General features: G+C 40.1%; 19 protein-coding genes. 10 read left to right on the top strand and 9 right to left on the bottom strand.

Translation table 11 applies throughout. The features are described from left to right. Positions 1 to 117 precede the first annotated feature (117 nt). From PTUN_RS10580 to PTUN_RS10565, 5 genes are all read left to right on the top strand, one after another. A complete protein-coding gene (locus tag PTUN_RS10580; protein ID WP_009840275.1) occupies positions 118 to 1,401 on the top strand; it encodes an MFS transporter in 1,284 nt (427 codons plus the stop codon). 10 nt (positions 1,402 to 1,411) lie between these two features. Further along, positions 1,412 to 2,275, top strand: coding sequence for an ROK family protein (locus PTUN_RS10575; RefSeq protein WP_009840274.1), 864 nt, complete (start codon positions 1,412 to 1,414; stop codon positions 2,273 to 2,275). Beyond that, complete coding sequence (locus PTUN_RS10570; protein ID WP_009840273.1) at positions 2,272 to 3,771, top strand: family 20 glycosylhydrolase; 1,500 nt, start codon at positions 2,272 to 2,274, stop codon at positions 3,769 to 3,771. Before PTUN_RS10575 ends, PTUN_RS10570 begins: the two co-directional genes overlap by 4 nt. Beyond that, positions 3,764 to 4,777, top strand: a complete 1,014-nt coding sequence (locus PTUN_RS22435; protein ID WP_009840272.1) for a family 20 glycosylhydrolase — start codon at positions 3,764 to 3,766, stop codon at positions 4,775 to 4,777. Before PTUN_RS10570 ends, PTUN_RS22435 begins: the two co-directional genes overlap by 8 nt. Before the next feature lie 99 nt (positions 4,778 to 4,876). After that, positions 4,877 to 5,629 carry a substrate-binding periplasmic protein gene (locus PTUN_RS10565; RefSeq protein ID WP_009840271.1) on the top strand — a complete coding sequence of 251 codons (753 nt, stop codon included), beginning with the start codon at positions 4,877 to 4,879 and terminating at the stop codon, positions 5,627 to 5,629. Positions 5,630 to 5,736: 107 nt separating this feature from the next. Here PTUN_RS10565 and PTUN_RS10560 read toward each other — a convergent pair whose 3' ends face one another. The 7 genes from PTUN_RS10560 to PTUN_RS10530 all read right to left on the bottom strand — a co-directional run bounded on the left by PTUN_RS10560 (position 5,737) and on the right by PTUN_RS10530 (position 12,664). Continuing rightward, entirely contained in the window at positions 5,737 to 6,675 is a 939-nt protein-coding gene (locus PTUN_RS10560) for a LysR family transcriptional regulator (RefSeq protein WP_009840270.1), read from the bottom strand. 70 nt (positions 6,676 to 6,745) lie between these two features. Then, positions 6,746 to 8,476, bottom strand: a complete 1,731-nt coding sequence (gene aceK, locus PTUN_RS10555) for a bifunctional isocitrate dehydrogenase kinase/phosphatase (protein ID WP_009840269.1) — start codon at positions 8,474 to 8,476, stop codon at positions 6,746 to 6,748. Positions 8,477 to 8,500: 24 nt separating this feature from the next. After that, complete coding sequence (locus PTUN_RS10550) at positions 8,501 to 9,145, bottom strand: LOG family protein (protein WP_009840268.1); 645 nt, start codon at positions 9,143 to 9,145, stop codon at positions 8,501 to 8,503. A 10-nt stretch (positions 9,146 to 9,155) separates the two neighbouring features. Beyond that, on the bottom strand, positions 9,156 to 10,259 hold the full coding sequence (locus PTUN_RS10545; RefSeq protein ID WP_009840267.1) for a hypothetical protein: 1,104 nt from the start codon (positions 10,257 to 10,259) through the stop codon (positions 9,156 to 9,158). 94 nt (positions 10,260 to 10,353) lie between these two features. Then, the gene (locus tag PTUN_RS10540; protein WP_040644172.1) at positions 10,354 to 10,860 is read right to left on the bottom strand and encodes a hypothetical protein; all 507 of its coding nucleotides are present in this window, start codon (positions 10,858 to 10,860) and stop codon (positions 10,354 to 10,356) included. Between the two features lie 72 nt (positions 10,861 to 10,932). Further along, the gene (locus PTUN_RS10535; protein ID WP_009840265.1) at positions 10,933 to 12,447 is read right to left on the bottom strand and encodes a DUF3413 domain-containing protein; all 1,515 of its coding nucleotides are present in this window, start codon (positions 12,445 to 12,447) and stop codon (positions 10,933 to 10,935) included. 4 nt (positions 12,448 to 12,451) lie between these two features. Continuing rightward, the gene (locus tag PTUN_RS10530; RefSeq protein ID WP_009840264.1) at positions 12,452 to 12,664 is read right to left on the bottom strand and encodes a YejL family protein; all 213 of its coding nucleotides are present in this window, start codon (positions 12,662 to 12,664) and stop codon (positions 12,452 to 12,454) included. 63 nt (positions 12,665 to 12,727) lie between these two features. Between PTUN_RS10530 and yejK the strand changes: the two genes are divergently transcribed. Then, positions 12,728 to 13,741: a nucleoid-associated protein YejK gene (gene yejK, locus PTUN_RS10525; protein WP_009840263.1), complete on the top strand. Its 1,014-nt coding sequence runs from the start codon at positions 12,728 to 12,730 to the stop codon at positions 13,739 to 13,741. A gap of 161 nt (positions 13,742 to 13,902) precedes the next feature. Here yejK and rne read toward each other — a convergent pair whose 3' ends face one another. Beyond that, on the bottom strand, positions 13,903 to 17,145 hold the full coding sequence (gene rne, locus PTUN_RS10520) for a ribonuclease E (protein ID WP_009840261.1): 3,243 nt from the start codon (positions 17,143 to 17,145) through the stop codon (positions 13,903 to 13,905). Between the two features lie 449 nt (positions 17,146 to 17,594). On the opposite strand from rne, the gene rluC reads away from it, so the two are divergent. Next, positions 17,595 to 18,557: a 23S rRNA pseudouridine(955/2504/2580) synthase RluC gene (rluC, locus tag PTUN_RS10515; RefSeq protein ID WP_009840260.1), complete on the top strand. Its 963-nt coding sequence runs from the start codon at positions 17,595 to 17,597 to the stop codon at positions 18,555 to 18,557. Beyond that, positions 18,547 to 19,188, top strand: coding sequence for an HAD-IA family hydrolase (locus tag PTUN_RS10510; protein ID WP_009840259.1), 642 nt, complete (start codon positions 18,547 to 18,549; stop codon positions 19,186 to 19,188). Before rluC ends, PTUN_RS10510 begins: the two co-directional genes overlap by 11 nt. 9 nt (positions 19,189 to 19,197) lie before the next feature. On the opposite strand, the gene PTUN_RS10505 is transcribed toward PTUN_RS10510, so the two are convergent. Then, the gene (locus tag PTUN_RS10505; protein WP_009840258.1) at positions 19,198 to 19,800 is read right to left on the bottom strand and encodes a Maf family protein; all 603 of its coding nucleotides are present in this window, start codon (positions 19,798 to 19,800) and stop codon (positions 19,198 to 19,200) included. 117 nt (positions 19,801 to 19,917) lie between these two features. On the opposite strand from PTUN_RS10505, the gene yceD reads away from it, so the two are divergent. Together yceD and rpmF are read left to right on the top strand one after the other, a co-directional pair. Then, positions 19,918 to 20,442 (top strand): 23S rRNA accumulation protein YceD, encoded by a 525-nt coding sequence (yceD, locus tag PTUN_RS10500; protein WP_040644303.1) that lies wholly within the window; start codon positions 19,918 to 19,920, stop codon positions 20,440 to 20,442. Between the two features lie 10 nt (positions 20,443 to 20,452). Further along, positions 20,453 to 20,617 carry a 50S ribosomal protein L32 gene (rpmF, locus tag PTUN_RS10495; protein ID WP_009840256.1) on the top strand — a complete coding sequence of 55 codons (165 nt, stop codon included), beginning with the start codon at positions 20,453 to 20,455 and terminating at the stop codon, positions 20,615 to 20,617. Positions 20,618 to 20,619 lie beyond the last annotated feature (2 nt).

Raw genomic sequence — 20,619 nt, 5'->3', positions numbered from 1 at the left:
CAATACAAGGCACTATATAAAAAGGGTGATGGTTACAGGTTCCCCTTGAAGTAATTCGTTTGTCTGCCCACAAACAGGCTTGATCCATCACCCTTATTTTTCATTAAGGAATTTACAATGAAGTCTAATTTTGTCGTGGTTGGCTTAGTGCTGGCCACTTTTTTTGTTATCTCGTTTATTACCAATGTCCTTGGGCCTATTTTTCCAGCCTTGATTGAGAGCTTTTCGATTGGCTTGGCATTGGCTGGGTTTTTTCCATTTGCTTTTTTTGTTGCCTATGGCGTGATGTCCATTCCTGCGGGGTTATTGGTGCAGCACAAAGGTGAAAAATTTGTCATGTTGGTGGCGTTTATTTTAGCAGCGTGCGGTTCGTTGTTGTTTGCATTGATGCCTGTTTTTTATGTGGCTATGTTGGCATTATTTTTTATTGGTACTGCGATGGCAATGCTTCAAGTAGCAATTAATCCACTATTACGCAGCAGCGGAGGCAAACAACATTTTGCGGTGTATTCGGTGGCGGCTCAATTACTTTTTGGCAGTGCTGCTACGTTATCACCCTTGGTTTATCAGTACTTTGTGGCCAGTATTGCAGATCAAACTGCCCTTGGTCAGCAATTGAGTGTGCTTATTCCTAGCAATATGGTGTGGTTAAGCATGTATTGGTTATTTGCGCTGTTATGTATTGTGATGGTGATTATTGTCTTTTATACCAAGATAAGCGCTGTTGAGCGTCAAGATGATGAAACCGTGGCAGGGTTTAGCCAAAGCCTTTTATTGTTTAAAGACCCCACTGTTTTGCACTTCTTTTTTGCTATTGTCGCATATGTGGCGTTAGAGCAAGGTATTGCCAATTCAATTGGTGTGTTTTTAACGCAATATCATCAGGTTTCAGATTATGCTGCCAGTGAAGTAGTGAGCCAATTTTGGTTACTGCTGACCGTTGGCTGTTTACTGGGCATACTGTTGCTAAAACTATGTGATGCCCAACATGTATTAATGCTTTTTAGTCTAGGTGCGTTGTTTTGCCTATTAAATGCGATTTTTACCACAGATCCGACTTGGTCGATGTGGGCATTTGCTGGATGTGGCTTTTGTTTATCGATTATGTGGTCAGTGCTATTTTCATTGGCATTAAACTCGGTGTCTCATAGTCATGGCGCAATCTCAGGGATTTTATGTACCGGTATTGTTGGTGGTGCGATTATCTCGCCTTTAATTGGTTTAATGGCCAATATGGTGGGGAGTTTGCAACTTGCCATGCTCTTGTTGCTTATTCCGCTTAGTTATATTTCTAGTGTTGGCATATGGGCCAAACCGCTGGTGCGTAATCATAGAATCAATCTCTTTCGATTATTGTTTTCTCAAAAGACAGCTAAACCTCAGTCATTTTCCAAATCTTAAAAGGTGTTGTATGCAAGATGCAGTATTAAGTGTCGACTTAGGCGGCACTAAGCTGTCTTTAGGGTATGTATTAGCAGGTCAAGTACATAACAAAAGACAATTGAGTGTGCCCGCAGATTTTGAAAAACAGGCTTTTAACGATTTTTTATTGGGGGCAATTGGCGAGTTATATCAGCCTAATTGTAAAGGTATTGCGATTGGCGTACCCAGTTTAGTTGAGATGAGCCAAGGCCGAGTGATTGAAACAACCAATATTTTATATTGGCAAGATGTACCTTTAGCACAGCTATTAACTGAGCGTTTTAATTGTCCTGTGGTTGTGCACAACGATGCAAATTGTTTTGCGGCGGGTGAGTATTTTGGTGGGAGTTTTGCTAAAAATACTAATTTAATTGGGGTTTGTTTAGGCACAGGGCTTGGTGCGGGCTTAATGCTTGAGGGTCGTTTATATACTGGCACTCATTCGGCTGCAGGTGAGTTTGGCAGTTTTCCGTATCAAGATTCAATTATTGAGCATTATTGCTCAGGAGCTTTTTTTAAACATCGCGGGCTTAATGGTAAAGAAGTTTACGAAGCTGCAGTAAAAGGCGATAGCTCAGCATTGGGATTATTTGATGAGTTTGGCAAACACATGGCGCATGCAATTTCGTTGGTGGTTTTAGCCTTTAACCCAAATGTTGTCGTCCTTGGTGGGTCGGTCTCGATATCGTTTCCTTTATTTATTGATTCATTACATACAACTCTTAACAAAATTAGTCACCCAACTATTGTGGAAAATTTACACATAGTTGCGAGTAATGTCTCGGATGCAGCATTAAAAGGTGCGGCGTTTTTATTTGATTTGCAATGGCAAAATACGGAAGTATCACAATGATAAAATGGATAGTATTAGGGTTATTATTAGGCTTATCGCATCAGGCTGATGGTTTTGAGCAATCGCAACTTAATGAGTTTGCAGACAAATTACAGGTAACTTATCAATTAATTGACAGCAAACCGACCCAGTGCCCAAATGAGCAGGCGCAATGTTATTTCTCAACACTGAGTCTATCGCTTCCTTATGATTTAAAAGATGCTGATTGGCAGATTTCTTTTAGCCAATTAATGCCGATTTATAGTATGCAAAGTGACTCTTTTATAATCAGTCATGTAAACGGAGATCTGCATCGCCTAGAGGCAAATGCAAGCTTTAAAGGATTCACCAAAAATACCACTTATGTCATTTCGTTTTATACCCAAGAGTCGCAAATTACCGAATCAGAATACATGCCCAATTATATTGCAACAGCAAAAGGGCTTAGTGCGAGAAATATTAGCTCCACAGCGATTAAGCTTGATGCTGATACAGGCCTTGAAATTCAACCTTATTTAGTTGATTTTGAAGGCTTAAATAATCATCAGGTCAGTGAGCGTGACCAAACGCCTTGGATGAATGCCAATTATTTGTTTGAAACTCAAACTAAACCTTTAAAGAGTACAGCTTTGGGAGTGATCCCGCAGGTTAAGCACTTAACTATTAATGATGACAGCAAGTTGATTGATTTACGTCAGGGCCTAAGCTTTACTGAACATGCTGATTTTAAAGAACAATTAACTGCTGCAAGCTCACGATTAGGAGTTTTTGGCGTTACATTTAAATCAATGGGTATTAATCTGAATATACTCAAAGATGACAAAATCATCGGTGAGGAAGGGTATGAACTCACAGTGAAAAATACAGGTATAACGATTAAAAGTGGTACCGCAGCAGGCGCATTTTATGCCATGCAAACCTTAGCTGGACTTATTTCTGTTGAGAGTGCGATTTTGCCTGAATTAACTATTATCGATGCCCCTCGTTATCCATTTCGTGGTTTACACATTGATGTTGCTCGTAATTTTCGCTCCAAAGCGTTTATTTTAAAAACGATTGAACAAATGGCTGCCTATAAGCTTAATAAACTGCATTTACATTTGGCAGACGATGAAGGTTGGCGCTTAGCAATTGCCGGTTTACCTGAACTCACCAACATTGGGGCTGCTCGCTGTTTGGATTTAACTGAACAAAGTTGCTTGCTACCCCAGCTTGGCGCGGGGGTAGACCGAGATGCCAAAGTAAACGGCTATTACACCAGCGATGATTATAAAGACATTTTATTAGCCGCCAAAAAGCATTTTATTGAAGTGATCCCGTCACTAGATATGCCGGGTCATTCTCGCGCTGCAATAGTGGCAATGGAGCAACGTTTTAATCATTACGCTGCACTTAATCAGTTTGAGTTAGCGAATCAATATCGTTTAATTGACCCATTAGATACAACGGTTTATTCCTCTATTCAGCATTATGATGATAATACAATTAATGTTTGTCAGGACTCGAGCTTTGCATGATCAAGTGGGAGTCCCGCTGAAGGTCTATCATATTGGTGCTGATGAAACCGCAGGGGCATGGTTAAATTCTCCCGCGTGTTTAGCACTCAAGCAATCACAGCCTGAACTGTCGGACTTTAATGGGTATTTTATTGAAAAAGTAAGCCAGTTTTTAGCGCAAAAAAATATTGAAGTGGCAGCGTGGAGTGATGGTTTAAATAGCACGCAACAAAGCAAAATGCCGAAAAAAGTACAAGCTAATGCATGGGCAATGTTAAGCGATAATGGCCATAAAGTAGCGCATCAACATGCAAATCTTGGTTGGCAAGTGGTGATTTCGGCGCCTGATGTCACTTATTTTGATTTTCCTTACCAAGCGCATCCAAAAGAGCCTGGCAACCACTGGGCATCACGTGCAATCGATAGTCGAAAAGTATTTGAGTTTATGCCCGATAATTTGCCAGCCCATGCGGAAATTTGGCCAAGTGTTTTAGGACAGCCTTATGAGGCCGATGACAGTGAGTCGATGCTCAAACCAGGTGTAAGTTTTTATGGGTTACAGGGGCATTTATGGAGCGAAATGATCCGCAGTGACCAACAAGCACACTATATGTTATTTCCGCGTTTACTGGCTTTAGCTGAGCGTGCTTGGCACCGTGCGCCTTGGGAGTTAGCGTATGATTATCAGGGTAAAAAATATCATAAAAGCAGTGGTTATTTTGATAAACAACAGGCATTTGAACGTGAACAAGATTGGCTGCGATTTGCTAGTTTACTTGCCTACAAAGAGCTACCTAAATTAGCACAAGCAGGGGTGTTTTATCGCATTCCAACCGTTGCTGCCAGTATTGACCAACAAGGCTATTTACATGCTTTTACATCAATCGATGGCTTTGACATCCAATACCAACAAAATAATGGGCCTTGGTTGTTATATCAGGAAAATATTAAAGTAACAGGAGCGGTGCGAGTACGGGCGAAGGACACTGTAACAGGACGAAAAGGCCGTATGTTAAGCGTGAAATAAGCTTTATTATATTGATTGCTTACAAAGTATTCAAAATAAAGCTTTTCGATTCTCGATGGTAAGGCTGAAGTTGAACTACCATCATAAGTAGGCTTGTTAATGTTGGGGTTTGTTGTATTGATGCGGTTGAGTGTGTATTTTTTATTGTTGGTTCTGAATACCACTCTTTATGCAAAAGAGCAGCTTAGTATCGTCACAGAAGAGTGGGCACCCTACAGTGTTACCAATGCCAACCATAAAGTAGTGGGTACCGCGACTGCAAAAGTGAGATGGGTTTTAGAGCAAGCTGAAATTGATTACACTTTAAATAGTTATCCGTGGGCCCGTGCTATTCAGCTTGTACAGCAAAACCCAAATACGATGATTTATTCGATTTATCGGACAAAAGCGCGCGAAACACAGTTTAAATGGGTCTGCCCCTTGTTTGAGCCTGTGCCACTTTTTTTATATAAATTAAAAAGTCGTAGTGATATCACCGCAAAAAATATTGAACAAGCGAAAGATTTTTTGCTCAGTGTGACTCGGGATGACATGGTCAATGATTACCTCATTGAAGCAGGGTTTGAAATAGGCCGCAATCTCGATATTTCACCAAATGGTCAAACGAGTCTTAAAAAGTTGTTTGCCAATCGCATTGATTTTGTCATTTATTCTGAAAAAACACTTATTTCTGAGCTAAAAGGGCTTAATTTTAGCTATGGTTCATTTGAGAAAGTTGTTGAAATTCCATTAGCCCAAACGGCTCAAATCTGTATGGCATTTAACCAAGATACTGATGATGCTTTGGTTTTTAAAGTGCAGCAAATGTTAGATTTGCTCAATCTGATTAAAGAACCAATCGCATCACATTGATTAATGTAACGCGCTCACTTAACCTCAGTTCTATTGCACGTTGATTCAAGGCTGCGAGCGTTTAAATAGCAGCCTGAGATATATTTACTACCAGTAATGAGGTTGATTTATTGTAATTCTAATGCAACTTCTGCAATTTGTTGTCTGAGCCAAATATGACTGGCGTCTCGGTGAAGCAGTGGGCTCCAAATCATATCCAGTTCAAACGGTGGAATAGGAAATGGCGGATCAATAATGGTGAGCTCCGGATCATTTTTATAAATGTTAGCCGCTTTGGTCGGTAAAGTTGCGATTAAGTTTTGCTCTTTGGCCAAATGGATAGCGACATGGTAATTACGAGTGAATGACGCAATATTACGATGTTTACCAAAATGAGCCAGCGCCTCATCAACCCAACCTAACTTTTGCACATCAGCGGGATCCATGCCGACTCCGACCCCAAAACCGGTTTTACTTACCCAAATATGACGGGCTTTGAGGTAGGTATCGAGACTAAAATTAGCAATAATCGGGTTATTTGCATTTACTAAGCACGAAAAACTATCTTTCCAAATGCGCTTTTGGTGAAACGATTGCGGTAAATTTTCAAAGCGATTAATTGCCATGTCGACTTTACCGTTCTCAACATCGTGAAATGTGACATCGCTTGGCGTCATAATATCGAGCGTAGTATCAGGGGCGTGTAATTGTAACTTAGACAGCAACTTAGGAGCGAGGGTACTGGCGGCATAATCGCTGGCCATAATACGAAAACAGCGCTTACTCAAGCTCGGTTCAAAATCACGATTAGGTTGCAACGTTTCTTCTAGTGTCAGCAAAATCCCTCGGATAACCGGCTGCAACTCACGCGCTCGCTCTGTTGGTACCATGCCATCTGAAGTGCGCACTAATATTGGGTCGTTTAATAAGTTTCGGAGTCGTTTTAAACCGTTGCTCATGGCAGGCTGAGTAATGCTGAGTTGATTGGCTGCTCGGGTGACATTGCACTCGCGCAATAAGGTATCGAGATAGACCAATAAATTGAGGTCAACTTTACTTATATTCATAAATTAGATGCTTACGCTATTTTTTATAATTATGGTGAATGATATTAATCACAATGTTTGCCCCATGCAACTACCAATCATTTTTAAACCTGAGGGCTTTAGGATATGGGCAGATATTGGCAAATTTATTGGCTTTAATATTGCGTTGTGCTTGTTGCCAGTAATCGACATCCAGTAACTGTGGGTGCAATTGTTCTAATAAATTACGTACCGTGGCATTGGTTGTGACAAAGGTGGTGAGTTGTTCTGGAAATACATCCTGTGGTGCCACCGAATAGCTACTATGTGCCATTAAATAATCATCATAGTTTTTGGCTTTGGGTAGCGCGCGAAAATTCATATCGGTGAGGTACTGTACTTCATCGTAATCGTAAAAAATTACCCGCTGGTGGCTGGTTACGCCAAAATTTTTAAGCAGCATGTCACCTGGAAAAATATTTACTGAAATCATTTCTTTAAGTGCTTGGCCATATTCATCCATTACTGTCCGAGTTTGCTCTAGCGTTGCGGTTTGCAAATATAAATTAAGCGGCGTCATCCGCCTTTCAATATACAGATGTTTTATGATGAGTAAGTTATCGCGAAACTCTAACGCCGATGCAACCGTTGTTTTAAGCTCTTCTAATAATGAGTCACTGATTGTACAAAGCGGGAATGCAACATTTGAATATTCAATGGTATCGGCCATGCGACCGACTCTGTCATGACGTTTAACTAATTGATAGCGCGCTAAAACGGTATCGCGACCAAATGGTTTGCCTTCACCAAACTTATCTTTAATAACTTTAAATACATAAGGGAATGAGGGCAGGGTAAAAACCGTCATCACCATGCCTTTGGTACCCGCTGCACTTTCGAATTGCTCTTTGGTTTGGTTAAGCTGGTGCTGTAGTTCACGGTAAAATTGGGTTTTAGCTTGTTTATGAAAACCAAGGGCACTGTAGAGTTCAGCGGGAGTTTTATTGGGCATTAGTTGATTTAAAAAGTGCACTATGGCTGATGGTGCTTCAGTTTGCACCATAAAATAGGCTCGCGCAAAACCAAAAATGACTCGCATGTGTGATGACTGAGTGATCAGTGCATCAAGGTATAAACCATGGTTAAAGTGATGCAAAATGGGTACAATAAATGGCTGAATACCACTTTTTGATACTACTCGACCTACAATATAAGCTGCTTTATTTCGATAAAATGGACTTTTTAAAATATCAAAGCGCATCTGATGCGCATGATGATGGCTATTGGGAGATTGTTTTATAAAGGCTTTTACTAATAAACGAATATCCCGTTCTAAATTTACAAACGGGACTTCAAAATTAAACTGTTTAATGATATCGCGAATAGTTTGTTTTAGGCCGTCAACCACAGGGAAATAACTTCTATATTCTGCTGCAGAAGGAATGGTTGGTTGTTCCGATAACGTACTTTTGACAAAAATAAAGTCGTTGTTGAAATAACCATAATGAAACAAACGACAAAAAACAGAATTATAAAATGATTCGGCCAGTTCAGGTTGTGGGTGAAATAGCAGTAGTTGTTGGTAAATTGCTCGAATATCGCGCCATAATTGAACATTTGGCTGCTCGCTTTGATCGAGAATTAAGCGGGCTTTAAGTTCAGCGATGGTTTCATTGACTCGGTCATCATAATAACTAATTCGGTCTGCGCTGGCTTTTTGAATAGCAAGCCAGTTTGCTTGATTAAACGCTTTGGGTGCAATGGCGGTAATTTCTTGAAAAAGCTGATAATGCTTCTTAAATCCTTTAAGAATTAAATTAGCGATCAGCTGAGGGTTATCCATATACACTCCTTTAGAGTTTTTGCTCTATTTATGTGACTTTAGCCTATGTTGCTTTAGTATTTCAACTACTTCATCAATATCATCTGTAATAGTAAATAATGTTAAATCAATCGGTTCGATTAAATCATTGGCAATTAATTGCTCGCTCAGCCAAGTGACCAGTCCTTGCCAAAATGATTTACCAAATAAAATCACTGGCATTTTGCTGACTCTACCGGTTTGTAGCAAGGTGAGTGCCTCGAAGGTTTCATCTAAGGTACCAAACCCACCTGGCATACATACATAGCCTAGAGAGTGTTTTACAAACATCACTTTGCGAGTAAAAAAATATCGAAACTCAATAGGAAGGGTTTGATAAGGGTTAGCCATTTGCTCTTTGGGCAATTCAATATTTAAACCGACACTGATCCCGCCTGCTTGGTGTGCCCCCCGATTGGCGGCTTCCATAATGCCAGGGCCACCACCTGAGATGATGGCAAAGTTGTTTTTAGCTAACATTTGTGCCAGCGTGACTGTGTGTTGATAATAAGGAGAATGCTCAGTTAAGCGCGCAGAACCAAAAATTGAAACGGCAGGTCCTAAATCGGATAATTTATCAAATCCATCAGCAAATTCACTGATGATCCGAAACATACGCCATGATTCATCACCTTTGAGATTGTCTATCATAGTATTCTCTTTACTGTGGTTGAGGTTGTTTTAGCACCATAAACCAGACATTGATGTAATCTGGTAAATGGCGATTTGCAGCTGCATATTCGGCAAATCCATGATAACTACCGGCTAAATAGTCTAACTGATATAAGTTGTCATCAAATGCGCCACCGGTATCGGCTAAAATGCCAAGTCGATATTCCTGATGTTGTTTAAAATTAAATTGGCTTAATAATAAATGCCCTAACCCGAGTTGATATAAATCACCCGCAAAGGTGACTTCGGGTTGTACTGTTATTTTAAATTCTGCATCTTTACCGTACCCTAAAATCCCCTCTACTTGTTTAAAGTACCAATATCGCTGTTGTTGTTCAGGTTTAAGGTTACGATCATACGCGATGGCGTTGTTGCGATGTACGTTATAAACCGTTTGGGTTTTATCTGAATCCACGACTACAGTACCTTGTAATAAGGCCGACTCTAAGTCGCTACGAGATAAATACACCAATGGCTTGGCAATATCTGCACTAAGGGGTTGTTGTAAAATAGCTTGTTTACCAAATTGAAAGCGAGTTAAACCAGGTTGCTCATTCGCTTGATCTAGAGTCAAATCACTTTCATCAAAAGGTAGTGCATATAAAGCATGTGGGAAATCAACCGAAGGGGTTGAATGCCCTTTTGCAAGATGTACGTAATACTTCGTCATTAATAAACGATCATTAGGTAAATTTGCCAATAATGGTTTTTTAGCGGCAAATCGTTGGGCATTTTCACCATCAGGGTACCAGCGAATAAACTCAAAATGTTGCTCGATAAATGCAAATGAATTGAGTCTTGATGCTTGGTTACGTGCTTTATCTTCTTGTGTAATTTGGCAAATAAAATCTAACGTCGCTTTTATTCTGTCACTACTTACACCGAACTGTTTTAATACATTGGCGTGGTTTACGTTAGGGTCGTACTCAAACCCGCGCTGAAGGTACGCCGAGGTTGATGCTGCTACTTGGCAAAGTTTTTCAGTATTGGTATTAATTGTTAGAGCCTGTGTGGGGAGTTGAGGCTCAAATAAACGGGCAACACTAGACACAGAGAAAAACAATAAAACTAAAACAAAAAATAACTGGTACATGAAACAACCTCAATGAAGTGGAATGCTTCAGTCTAATAAAATGCTCTTAATACGCAAGGTATTTATCTTTTATCTTATTATTTCAGCAGCTTGGCTATTGGTAACGTTTTTTGAGACTGGTTAACTCACTTTTTAAGTCTTTTAAAATAAGGCGCTGCTCTTTTACTTGCTCGTCATATTTATTTTCGATATTTTTTACTTCTTGTTTTACAGTTTTGCTTAGTGCTTTTTTGGTTTTTTGATCCATTAACTTTTCGAGTTTATCAAGCTCATCACGTCGCTCAGTCATTTTGGCTCTTTGATAGTTTCGGATCTTTTGTTGCGCAGTTTTTATTTTTGATTCAAGAACTTCAATTTGTTGCTCAAATTGAGTTTGATTAAGTTGAATAATATCTTGCTGGGTATCACGAGTTTCTTTAGGTACAAATGTTGATACCGTTTTCAGCTCAGCATCTGCAGAGCAAGGAAACTGGCTGATTATAATTCCTTTTTCGCCTTGGCATTGATAAAAACGAGTATTATCAGTTTTTGCCATGCAAAAAGATGAATATGATATGAAAAGGATTGAGACTAATACAGAACCATTTTTTATTACTGACATAACATCTCCCTAGTTACATTTTTAACATAACTAGGGATCACTGTAGCGACAAGCAATACTTTAGTCTAGTTTTTATGGACTGAAGCGTTTGAGCTCTTTAATACTTTCAACTAAAAAGGGAACGTCTAGCTTGTGTTCGAGTGCAAAACCTTGAGCTGCAGATATATTTTTAAAGCTGCCATCAGGTTCAATCAAGGTAATACGGTCTTTTTTATAGGCAATAAACACGCCTTGAGAGTAATTTATACCACTGTCTGCTTGCTCTTTTATTAGATTATTACCCATTAATGTTGCGGCTGCTACATCAGAGCAGCCCCAGTAATACGCCAAGCTAGTTGTAATTAAGTCCATAGGTTGAATGATATTGCTGTCTTGACGAAGCGCTTTATCACTGACGTATAAAGTAGATGACTCGACTACTCGAACATGGTTTGTTGCTAAGCTAAAAGCAAAAATACGATCAGCGGTACTTTGAGTTGAGTCACTTGCGCGAACTAAGTTGATTTTTGCATTGTGTGCTGAAGTTGCTGGGCGATTTAAAAATTCAAACTCAGGCCAACCTTCACTAGTAAACTGAATATGCTCATTTAACCAAGCTGGCTTTATTTGTTCACTTAATAACGACGGTTTGTAATAGGCTGGTAGGCCATAAACCAAATTAAAGACAGTATCTTCTGCGAGCGTTGGCTGTAAAAAGCGCTCAAGCGGATAAAACGTTTGTATTGTTTGTTTTTTGATATAACGCTGTAATTCTTGCTCAGAATCAAAAATTAAAAAATCAATGTTGCTGCTATTTTTAACCTGACTGGTGAGGCGACAAGCTGGAATATGAGTTGGTAACTGGTAGTGATTATCAAGGCCAGTGACTTTAATATCTCGCTGTTTCTGATAAAGGTCGATATCTAATAAATTATTTTTAGCCAGTAAGCTACGCGCTGTTGTTGGGTATGATAATGGTAAAACGTTATCTTGTTTGGTGATATCAAAATTTAAGTTCGCATCAGCCCAAATATGCATTAAGTGGCTGGCGGCAAAGCAGCAAACAAATAGGGCGGTTATCTTCTTACCGCATGTAATTTGTTTTAGGCGCTCAAGATGGTGCCAGCAAAAATTACTGATAACCAATTCAAAGCATAAAATGAGCAATACAATGGCACCGGCACTAAATGTTGCAAGCCAAGAACCTTTTACCAATGTTTGCCATGTTAATGACATAATTTGTGGTAACGCAGAGGAGCTTAAATGATACCCTAAATTAAAATATACAAAGGCATCAAGGGCTAAAAGTGACGCTCCAAAGGTGGCAAGCACCGCCGCCATACCTCGAATATGCCGTGGGTATGGGAAAACTAAACTCAGAGGGAAAATGGTCAGAACAAAGCAAATAAACGTTAAAAAGCCAATATGGCCTAGCCAATTTATTAATAGATAGACACCACCTAAAAAAGTTTCAGGAGCGTTATCTGCTGCAAGGTAAGCAAAACTAATTATGAGCGCTAAGCCAATATTGGCGAATGTAAACCAATGGCCCCAGCTTAATAGTTGACTTGCTTTAGAGGTAAATTGACTTTGTTCTGCAAGATTCATTCAGTTATTTAACCGATTGTTTTAATGCTTGGGCGAAGTTACTCGCAACTTCTGCTTGTTTTTTAGCTGGAACATGTTCGCTAATGATATGGGTAATTGCATTTCCTAAGCACATTAAGCTTAAGTCTACAGGCGCTTTATGGCTTTGTAGTAATGTAATCACTTCATCAACGATTTTTTCTACTTGTTCATTAGAGTATTTTGATATAATTGGCATTCTAGGATTCTTCACACAACAAAAATTACTACCATATTAACATTGGAGGCGCAAAAAACAAAGATGACAACACAAGTTGAAAGATTAGTCGTTCATTATGTCGACAAAAAAGACGAAAAAATAGAGATCCATCTCAGAGGCGATGAGATGCCTGTGAATGACCGTGTTGAGGTTTTCATCGAACAGCTCCATCATGCTTATAATGGCAAGCCTGGTAAGGGATTTTGTGGCTTTAGTGGCCAGAAGAATAGCGTGGTCGCATCAGCATTGCAGTCATATCGGCAAGGTGATTGTCATTTCTGGAATATGACAGAGCAAGCCACACAAGTGCTAAAAGAAGAACTCAATAAATACGCCTTTAACGAAACAGGTTATTTAGTCTTTTGCCATTATAAGTATGTGGCAGATGATTTTATGATGATAGCGTTAATTAATATCAAAGATCATTATTCGATTACCTCAGATCTTGATTTAGCGATGTCTCGTCATTTAGATATCACCCGTATGCAACTTGCGGCAAGAATTAACTTATCGCAATGGGCGGCACAAGCGGATGAAAATCGTTATGTTTCATTTATCAAAGGACGAGCTGGGCGTAAAGTTGCAGATTTCTTCTTAGATTTTTTAGGTTGTGAAGAGGGGATTGATGCCCGTCAGCAAAGCCAAGTGATGTTAGAAGCCGTGGAAGATTATTTTTCTGAACAAGAATTTGATCGCCAAGAAAAAAATGAATTACGTCGTCAAGTTTTTGATTACTGTAGTGATTGTGTTACAACCGGCAATGATGCTGAAGTTGTTGCGTTATCGGATACCATTAGCAAAGGCGAAGGCCCAAGTTTTGATACCTTTTATCGTGAGCAAAATTACGACTTATCGGAAAGTTTCCCAATTGATAAGAAAACAGTAACCAGTATGGTGAAGTTTGCCGGTGCAGGTGCTGGCGTGAGTATTAGTTTTGAGCGTAAGCATTTAGGCGAGCGTATTCATTATGATGAGCGTTCAGATACACTGACAATTAAAGGGATTCCACCGAATCTAAAAGACCAATTACAAAAGTTTTTTGCTGAAGAATCTTAGTATTAACTTAGTCAATATGCCTTTTTGTCTAAAGATATTGACGGCTCAATGTTGTCGTGAGTGGTAGCAATTGATATTAACTTAACAGAGTCAGTTTTCATTAAACTAAAAACAAAAAAGCAGCTCAACTTGAGCTGCTTTTTTATTGGTTTAACTAAACGTTAAACTGCTTGAGCTTTAGTCATTGGTGCACTTGCACGACTAGTCGGTGCAATTGAACCTGATTGTTGCTCACTGTATTGTACTTGTACTCTTTGCTCTGCTGGCATCGCGCTAGGTAGAGTAACATTTTCAGTTAACGCAATAGCTGTTGGTTTAGTCATTGGTGCACTGGCAATTGCAGACACTCGGGCTTCAACAACCGTAACAGGGTTTTGTTCAGCACCAATAGCTGGTGTTGATTCAACTTCAACGTTAGGTGTTGATTCAACTTCAACTGCCATAACTGTTTCAACCACTTGTTCAACAGCAGCATTTGTTACATCAGTAGCTTCTGCTTCTTTAGATTCTTGGTTTACTTCAGTTTCTGACGTTTCAGTTTCAATTACTGTTTCAGCTTCTGACGCTTCAGTTTCAATTACAAGCGGCGTATCCGTAGACTGCAGAGCAGTGTCTGTCGATATTTCAACATCATTTACTGGTGTAGTTTCGGCTTCAATCGCTGTTTGCGTTACATCTTCAGATACTAGAACACTTTGTTCAACCGCAGGACTAACTTCAACCACAGGACTAACTTCAACAGATTGCGCAACTTCATCGCTTTGAGTCTGTTCAACAACGGCAGTCGTAACAGCTAATACATCACTTACCACTTCAGCAGGTTCAATATCCGTTGTTTTACTCACCTCTATTGAAGCGACTTCCGTTGATGTAACTTCAATCACAGGTACTTCAGTCGTTGCAACTGGAGCAGAATCCTCAACAATTTTCGCATCAACCGCATCAACCGCATCAACCGCATCAACCGCAACTTTTAATGCTTGTTGTTTGCGAGATTGCTGTGCTGCTATTTCTTGGTCTGCAACAGGTACGAAACCTGGCGATTCCACTGTCTCTATTTGTGCAGTATTTTCACCTTCATTTGGTTTGCGGCGTTTTTGACCCGCAGCACGTAAATGACGAGGTGAACGACGAGAGCGACTACGCGGTTCTTTCGAGTCTGCGCCATCTTCTTCATTGTTTAAAGCATCAACATTATCAAAACCAACGTCTTCATCACTGATAACTTTCTCAGTTTTAGTGCTTGGCTTATCTTCAACTTTAACGTCTGCTTGAGCGGTTTTTACTTGCACTTGTGGTGCTGGCTCAACAACTTTAATATCGTCCAGTGTTAAAGTCTCAAGCACATCTTCAGTTACACGTACTTTTTTACGCAAATTACGGCGTTGACGGCGCTCTTTAAAGCGCGGCTCAGGTTGTTGCTCAACAACTGCTTCAACAGCAGCGGCGGCAGTTTCAACTACTTCGCTTGCAGGTTTACGGTTAGGTGAGCGACGACGCTTGTTTTTGTTATCACGGCTATCACGTTCCACACGTGAATCGCTATTATCACGAACCGGCTTATCAGCTGGTTTTGTAGCCGAATCACTTGCATCGACCGATTTGCGTGGTGGACGCGCACGACTGTTATTGCGACGACGAGAATCGTTATTACGTGGAGGAGTCGTACGCTCTTGGGCCTCTTTAACTTCGGGCTTTTCTTCGCTCGCGAATAAACTTTTTACCCAACGAGTCAGCTTGCTCAGTAGACCTTCACTTGGCGCAACAGCAACTGGAGCAGGCTCAGGTTTTTTGGCAACTGGAGCAGGTTCAGTAGGTGAAATAACACCTTGTAATGCAGGTTGTTCTTTTTCAACTTTTTGAATTTTGCTGGCATCAAACGACATCGCTTCAGGCTTTTTAATTTGGCTGTAGCTTACCGATTCAACGGTTTCATCGTGTTTTAGACGGTGCACTTCATAATGAGGGGTTTCCATGTGCTGATTTGGCACAATAACCACATCACATTCATGATGTTTTTCAATAGCACTGACGCTGCGGCGTTTTTCATTGAGCAAGTACGCAGCAACGCTCACAGGCACTTGAGCATTCACTTGTGCTGTATTGTCTTTTATCGCTTCTTCTTCGATTAAACGCAAAATTGATAGTGCGATTGATTCCGTCGAGCGAATTGTACCTTGGCCATTACAACGCGGACAGGTGCCTTGGCTTGCTTCACCTAATGAAGGGCGAAGACGTTGACGCGACATTTCAAGTAAACCAAAACGTGAGATTTTACCGATTTGAACACGAGCACGGTCAGGGCGTACGGCTTCTTTTAAACGATTTTCAACTTCACGTTGATGACGTGGTGGTGTCATATCGATAAAGTCGATAACAATTAAGCCACCTAAATCACGTAAACGCAATTGACGGGCAATTTCATCAGCAGCTTCTAAATTGGTATTAAATGCTGTTTCTTCAATATCACCACCTTTAGTGGCTTTTGATGAGTTGATATCAATTGAGGTCAAGGCTTCTGTTGGGTCAATTACAATTGAACCTCCTGAAGGTAGACGTACTTCGCGTTGAAACGCTGATTCGATTTGACTTTCAATTTGGTAATGAGTAAACAGCGGTACTTCGCCTTTGTAAAGTTTAACGCGGCTCATAAAATCAGGGCGAAAACGCTCTATATGGGCTTTTGCTTCTTCAAAAACGCGTGTTTTATCAATCAGAATTTCACCAATGTCACGACGTAAATAATCACGAATAGCACGGAAAATTACGTTGCTTTCTTGGTGGATTAAAAACGGAGCAGGGCCTTTTTCAGAGGCTGTAACAATGGCATCCCAGTGAATAAGTAGTGCTTTTAAGTCGTAATCGAGTTCTTCAAATGATTTACCAACACCAGCAGTACGAACAATGAGTCCCATGCCTTTTGGTAATTCTAAACGGCTTAATGCATCTTTAAGATCAGTACGCTCATCCCCTTCAATACGACGAGAAATACCACCTGCACGCGGGTTATTTGGCATTAATACTAAATAACTACCAGCGACACTGATAAACGTAGTTAATGCAGCACCTTTTTGACCACGTTCTTCTTTGTCTACTTGAACAATAACTTCTTGACCTTCTTTGATCACGTCTTTGATATTTGGACGACCACTGAAGTTATAATCTTTAGGAAAGTAAGTGCGGGCAATTTCTTTTAAAGGAAGGAAACCATGGCGTTGTGCGCCATAATCAACAAATGCAGCTTCTAAACTTGGTTCAACGCGGGTAATTTTACCTTTGTAAATATTAGCTTTTTTCTGTTCGTGACCTGGGCTTTCGATATCTAGATCGTATAAGCGTTGGCCGTCAACCAGTGCGACGCGCATTTCTTCTTGCTGCGTAGCATTGATTAGCATACGTTTCATATTGTTACTCTATTAATGTGTCTAATTGGCCTAAATGGTGGAGATTGTTTCAATTAGTTCAGACACCCCTTTATTTTTGTGCAGTCTCACGACTGGATGTCTGTCGGGGATATGTATTTAAAAATTAAACTAAACGAACTGTCGACCACTTAAGTTTGGACAAAACCGTTATATTATTCGCTTTTTTTAGGCAGGCGTTCAGCTCTATCTGACGATACATTACGCTCATCGTCGTAGGCTGAAGACACGAGTTATTCGGATATCTACTAAAAGCTTTGGAAATCTTAGCTTGAATCTGTATGATCTTGTATCCGAAGTGTGCGACACCACTTCCTATTTGTGCAAAAAAGCACCAAAATTCCTGCTTTACAGGTAATTTACTGCGGGATTATCCCACTATTCATTACAGGTTAGCAACTAAAATTATTACTCAAATCAGTGATTAGGCAATGTCAGAGAAACTCGGAACGCAAGTTATTTTTCATACAGTTACAGAAGATCATGATGGTCAGAGGATCGATAACTTTCTGATAACGAAGTTAAAGGGTGTGCCAAAAAGTGCCATCTATCGTATTTTACGAAAAGGTGAGGTTCGAGTTAATAAAAAACGCATTAAACCGATTTATAAATTAAACATCGGTGATGAAGTGCGTATTCCACCAATTAAAATGGCTGAACAAGAAGAGTTTGTGCCAAAAAATCTAGATGTAATCAGTCGGTTAGAAGATGCGATTTTATTTGAAGATAAGTACCTTATCGTGATTAATAAACCTGCTGGTATGGCAGTGCACGGGGGCAGTGGTTTGAGTTATGGCTTAATTGAAGCCATGCGAACACTAAGACCACAAGAAACGGCTCTTGAATTGGTTCATCGTTTAGACCGTGACACTTCAGGGTGTTTGTTGATCTCGAAAAAACGTTCTGTGCTAAAAAGTTTGCATGAACAATTGCGTGAAAAAACCATGCAAAAAAATTATTGGGCATTAGTATCGGGTGAATGGTTATCAAAAGATAAAAACGTGACTGAACCGCTGCGCAAAAATACGCTGCAATCAGGTGAGCGCGTTGTACGCGTTGATCATGAAGAAGGTAAAGCATCTCATACTCGTTTTAGAGTTTTGGAGCGTTTTCGTGATGGCACTTTAGTTCAAGCATCACCTGTAACGGGTCGTACTCATCAAATTCGTGTTCATACCCAGTGTAAAGGGCATCCGATAGCGTGTGATGATAAATACGGCGATACTGAATTTGATCAAAAAATGAAGGGGTTTGGGTTAAATCGTTTATTTTTACATGCCCATGATTTAACTTTTTATCATCCAAAGCTCGAACAAGATATGACTGTTGAAGCGCCGTTAGATGAAACCTTAAAGCGCACAATTGTAAGATTACGTGCTGATCATGCGTTATAAACTAGCTATTTTTGATTGGGATGGCACCATAATGGATTCGATTGCGCGAATTATTGCCGCGATGCAATGTGCCGCGCAGGAGTTTTCGTTGCAGCCACCCGATGCCTCAGCAATTAAGAATATTATCGGACTTAGTTTACCCGTTGCTGTTGCGCGCTTATTCCCGGATCACATAGAGCTTCATACTGATTTGGTTGATGCCTATAAACGTCAGTATAAATTAGACAGTCAACCAAAAACGCCTTTATTTGAAGATGTAAATAGGGTGCTCGAAACGCTTAAAGCCCGCGGTTATGTTTTAGCGGTTGCCACAGGGAAGGGGCGACCAGGTTTAGATCGTATATTGGCTGAGACCGGATTAAGTTCATTGTTTACTGTGACCAGAAGTTCTGATGATGCACAGTCAAAACCTTCTCCTGACATGCTTGCTCAAATCCTCGCTGTTACGGGCATAGCTTTAGAAGATGCAGTGATGATTGGCGATACCACCATCGATTTGCAAATGGCTCAAGCGATAAACATGTCTGCAATAGGAGTGACCTTTGGGGTCTGTACCGCAGATGAATTAAGACCACTTAATCCAATTGCGGTAGTCGATTCGTTTGCTGAGTTATTGTTGATACTCACCTAAACAACACATTTAGCCTTGGCGTTGTTGCAAGGCTAAAATATCTATCTTCCAATTGAGTAACATTTCATTTAAGGCCATTAAAGGCAATCCGATTAATGAATTAGGGTCTCGTCCTTCAAAACGTTCAAATAAGCAAATTCCCAACCCCTCACTTTTAAAGCTGCCAGCACATTGAAATGGTTGCTCTGCGTCAACATAGTGCTCGATTTGAGATAAAGTAAGCGTGCGAAAATAAACATCAAATGGTTCAACTGTGGTTTGTTGTTCACCCGAGTGGCTATTAATTAATGCAAGACCAGTTAAAAAAGTGACTTTTTGACCACTAAATGCCGTCAATTGTGCAATTGCGTTCTCTTTAGTATGAGGTTTTCCAAGTATTTTCTCATTAAACAAAGCCACTTGGTCTGAACCAATAATAATGGCATTTGAGTTGTTTTTTGCGACAGCCTGCGCTTTGTATAAGGCTAAGCGTTCAACTAATGCAGGAGCTGTTTCGTTTGGAAGCGCTGATTCATCAACATCGGGTGATGCAGTCTCAAAAGGGAGATTAAATTTTTTTAACAAAGACTGACGAAACACAGAAGTTGACGCTAAAATGATGCGTGCGGTCATACTAATCCTATGTGATAATAGATACCCGAGCAGAGTAGGCCGCTAAGGTGCGAAATGCAAAGGAAAGTTTATTTTTATTTTGACTATATTGGTAACTATCTATATGATGCAGCCCCTATGCAAAAGGTAAAGATTCCTAGAACTATTGATCCTGTTAAAATTGCGAAGCAACGCCTGACTTATGATGGCATTGTAACGTTTGACAGCTTTGCTCGTCTTGAGCAGGTTGTACAAGAAAAAGTAGGCGAGGTACAGGTAAAAATCCATTGCGATTATGATGCGCAAAAGCGCCTGGTTATTTACAGTAATGTAAAAGCGCCAGTCACTTTAACGTGTCAACGTTGTAATGGCGATATTGGGTTGGATTTGGAACTAGACTTAGCTTATGCAGCTGTTGCTGCTGGCAAATCGTCTGATCATTTGCCTGACTACTATGAAGTTGTTGAGTTAAATGAGGAAGGTGAGGTCAATCTTCATCAACTTATCGAAGATGAGTTGATATTGGCTATACCATTAGTACCAATGCATGAAGAGTCGCTATGCCGTTATTCACCAGAGCCTATCAGCTTTGGCGAAATTGATGAAGTAGAAGACAAACCAAATCCATTTGAAATTTTAAAACAACTTAAGAAAGATTCTTAGGAGAAGGCTAATGGCTGTACAAAAAAGCAAAAAGTCTCGTGCACGTCGCGGTACACGTCGCGCTCACGATTCATTAAGCGCACCAACTTTAACTGTTGATCAAGTTTCAGGTGAGACTCATCGTCGTCACCATGTAACTGCTGACGGTTACTACAAAGGCGTTAAAGTAATTTAATT

Source organism: Pseudoalteromonas tunicata (assembly GCF_002310815.1).
Taxonomy (GTDB): Bacteria; Pseudomonadota; Gammaproteobacteria; order Enterobacterales; family Alteromonadaceae; genus Pseudoalteromonas; species Pseudoalteromonas tunicata.
The sequence above is the reverse complement of the archived record's forward strand: the minus strand, read 5'-3'. Positions and strand labels throughout refer to the sequence as shown.

Bases quoted from the DNA above. Each gene is read 5' to 3' on its own strand.
- rpmF (WP_009840256.1), top strand. From the start codon at position 20,453: ATGGCTGTACAAAAAAGCAAAAAGTCTCGTGCACGTCGCGGTACACGT.
- PTUN_RS10570 (WP_009840273.1), top strand. From the start codon at position 2,272: ATGATAAAATGGATAGTATTAGGGTTATTATTAGGCTTATCGCATCAG.
- PTUN_RS10565 (WP_009840271.1), top strand. From the start codon at position 4,877: ATGTTGGGGTTTGTTGTATTGATGCGGTTGAGTGTGTATTTTTTATTG.
- rne (WP_009840261.1), bottom strand. From the start codon at position 17,145: ATGAAACGTATGCTAATCAATGCTACGCAGCAAGAAGAAATGCGCGTC.
- PTUN_RS10535 (WP_009840265.1), bottom strand. From the start codon at position 12,447: ATGAATCTTGCAGAACAAAGTCAATTTACCTCTAAAGCAAGTCAACTA.
- yejK (WP_009840263.1), top strand. From the start codon at position 12,728: ATGACAACACAAGTTGAAAGATTAGTCGTTCATTATGTCGACAAAAAA.
- PTUN_RS10575 (WP_009840274.1), top strand. From the start codon at position 1,412: ATGCAAGATGCAGTATTAAGTGTCGACTTAGGCGGCACTAAGCTGTCT.
- yceD (WP_040644303.1), top strand. From the start codon at position 19,918: ATGCAAAAGGTAAAGATTCCTAGAACTATTGATCCTGTTAAAATTGCG.
- PTUN_RS10510 (WP_009840259.1), top strand. From the start codon at position 18,547: ATGCGTTATAAACTAGCTATTTTTGATTGGGATGGCACCATAATGGAT.
- rluC (WP_009840260.1), top strand. From the start codon at position 17,595: ATGTCAGAGAAACTCGGAACGCAAGTTATTTTTCATACAGTTACAGAA.
- PTUN_RS10530 (WP_009840264.1), bottom strand. From the start codon at position 12,664: ATGCCAATTATATCAAAATACTCTAATGAACAAGTAGAAAAAATCGTT.
- PTUN_RS10505 (WP_009840258.1), bottom strand. From the start codon at position 19,800: ATGACCGCACGCATCATTTTAGCGTCAACTTCTGTGTTTCGTCAGTCT.
- PTUN_RS10550 (WP_009840268.1), bottom strand. From the start codon at position 9,145: ATGATAGACAATCTCAAAGGTGATGAATCATGGCGTATGTTTCGGATC.
- PTUN_RS10580 (WP_009840275.1), top strand. From the start codon at position 118: ATGAAGTCTAATTTTGTCGTGGTTGGCTTAGTGCTGGCCACTTTTTTT.
- PTUN_RS10540 (WP_040644172.1), bottom strand. From the start codon at position 10,860: ATGTCAGTAATAAAAAATGGTTCTGTATTAGTCTCAATCCTTTTCATA.
- PTUN_RS10545 (WP_009840267.1), bottom strand. From the start codon at position 10,259: ATGTACCAGTTATTTTTTGTTTTAGTTTTATTGTTTTTCTCTGTGTCT.
- PTUN_RS10560 (WP_009840270.1), bottom strand. From the start codon at position 6,675: ATGAATATAAGTAAAGTTGACCTCAATTTATTGGTCTATCTCGATACC.
- aceK (WP_009840269.1), bottom strand. From the start codon at position 8,476: ATGGATAACCCTCAGCTGATCGCTAATTTAATTCTTAAAGGATTTAAG.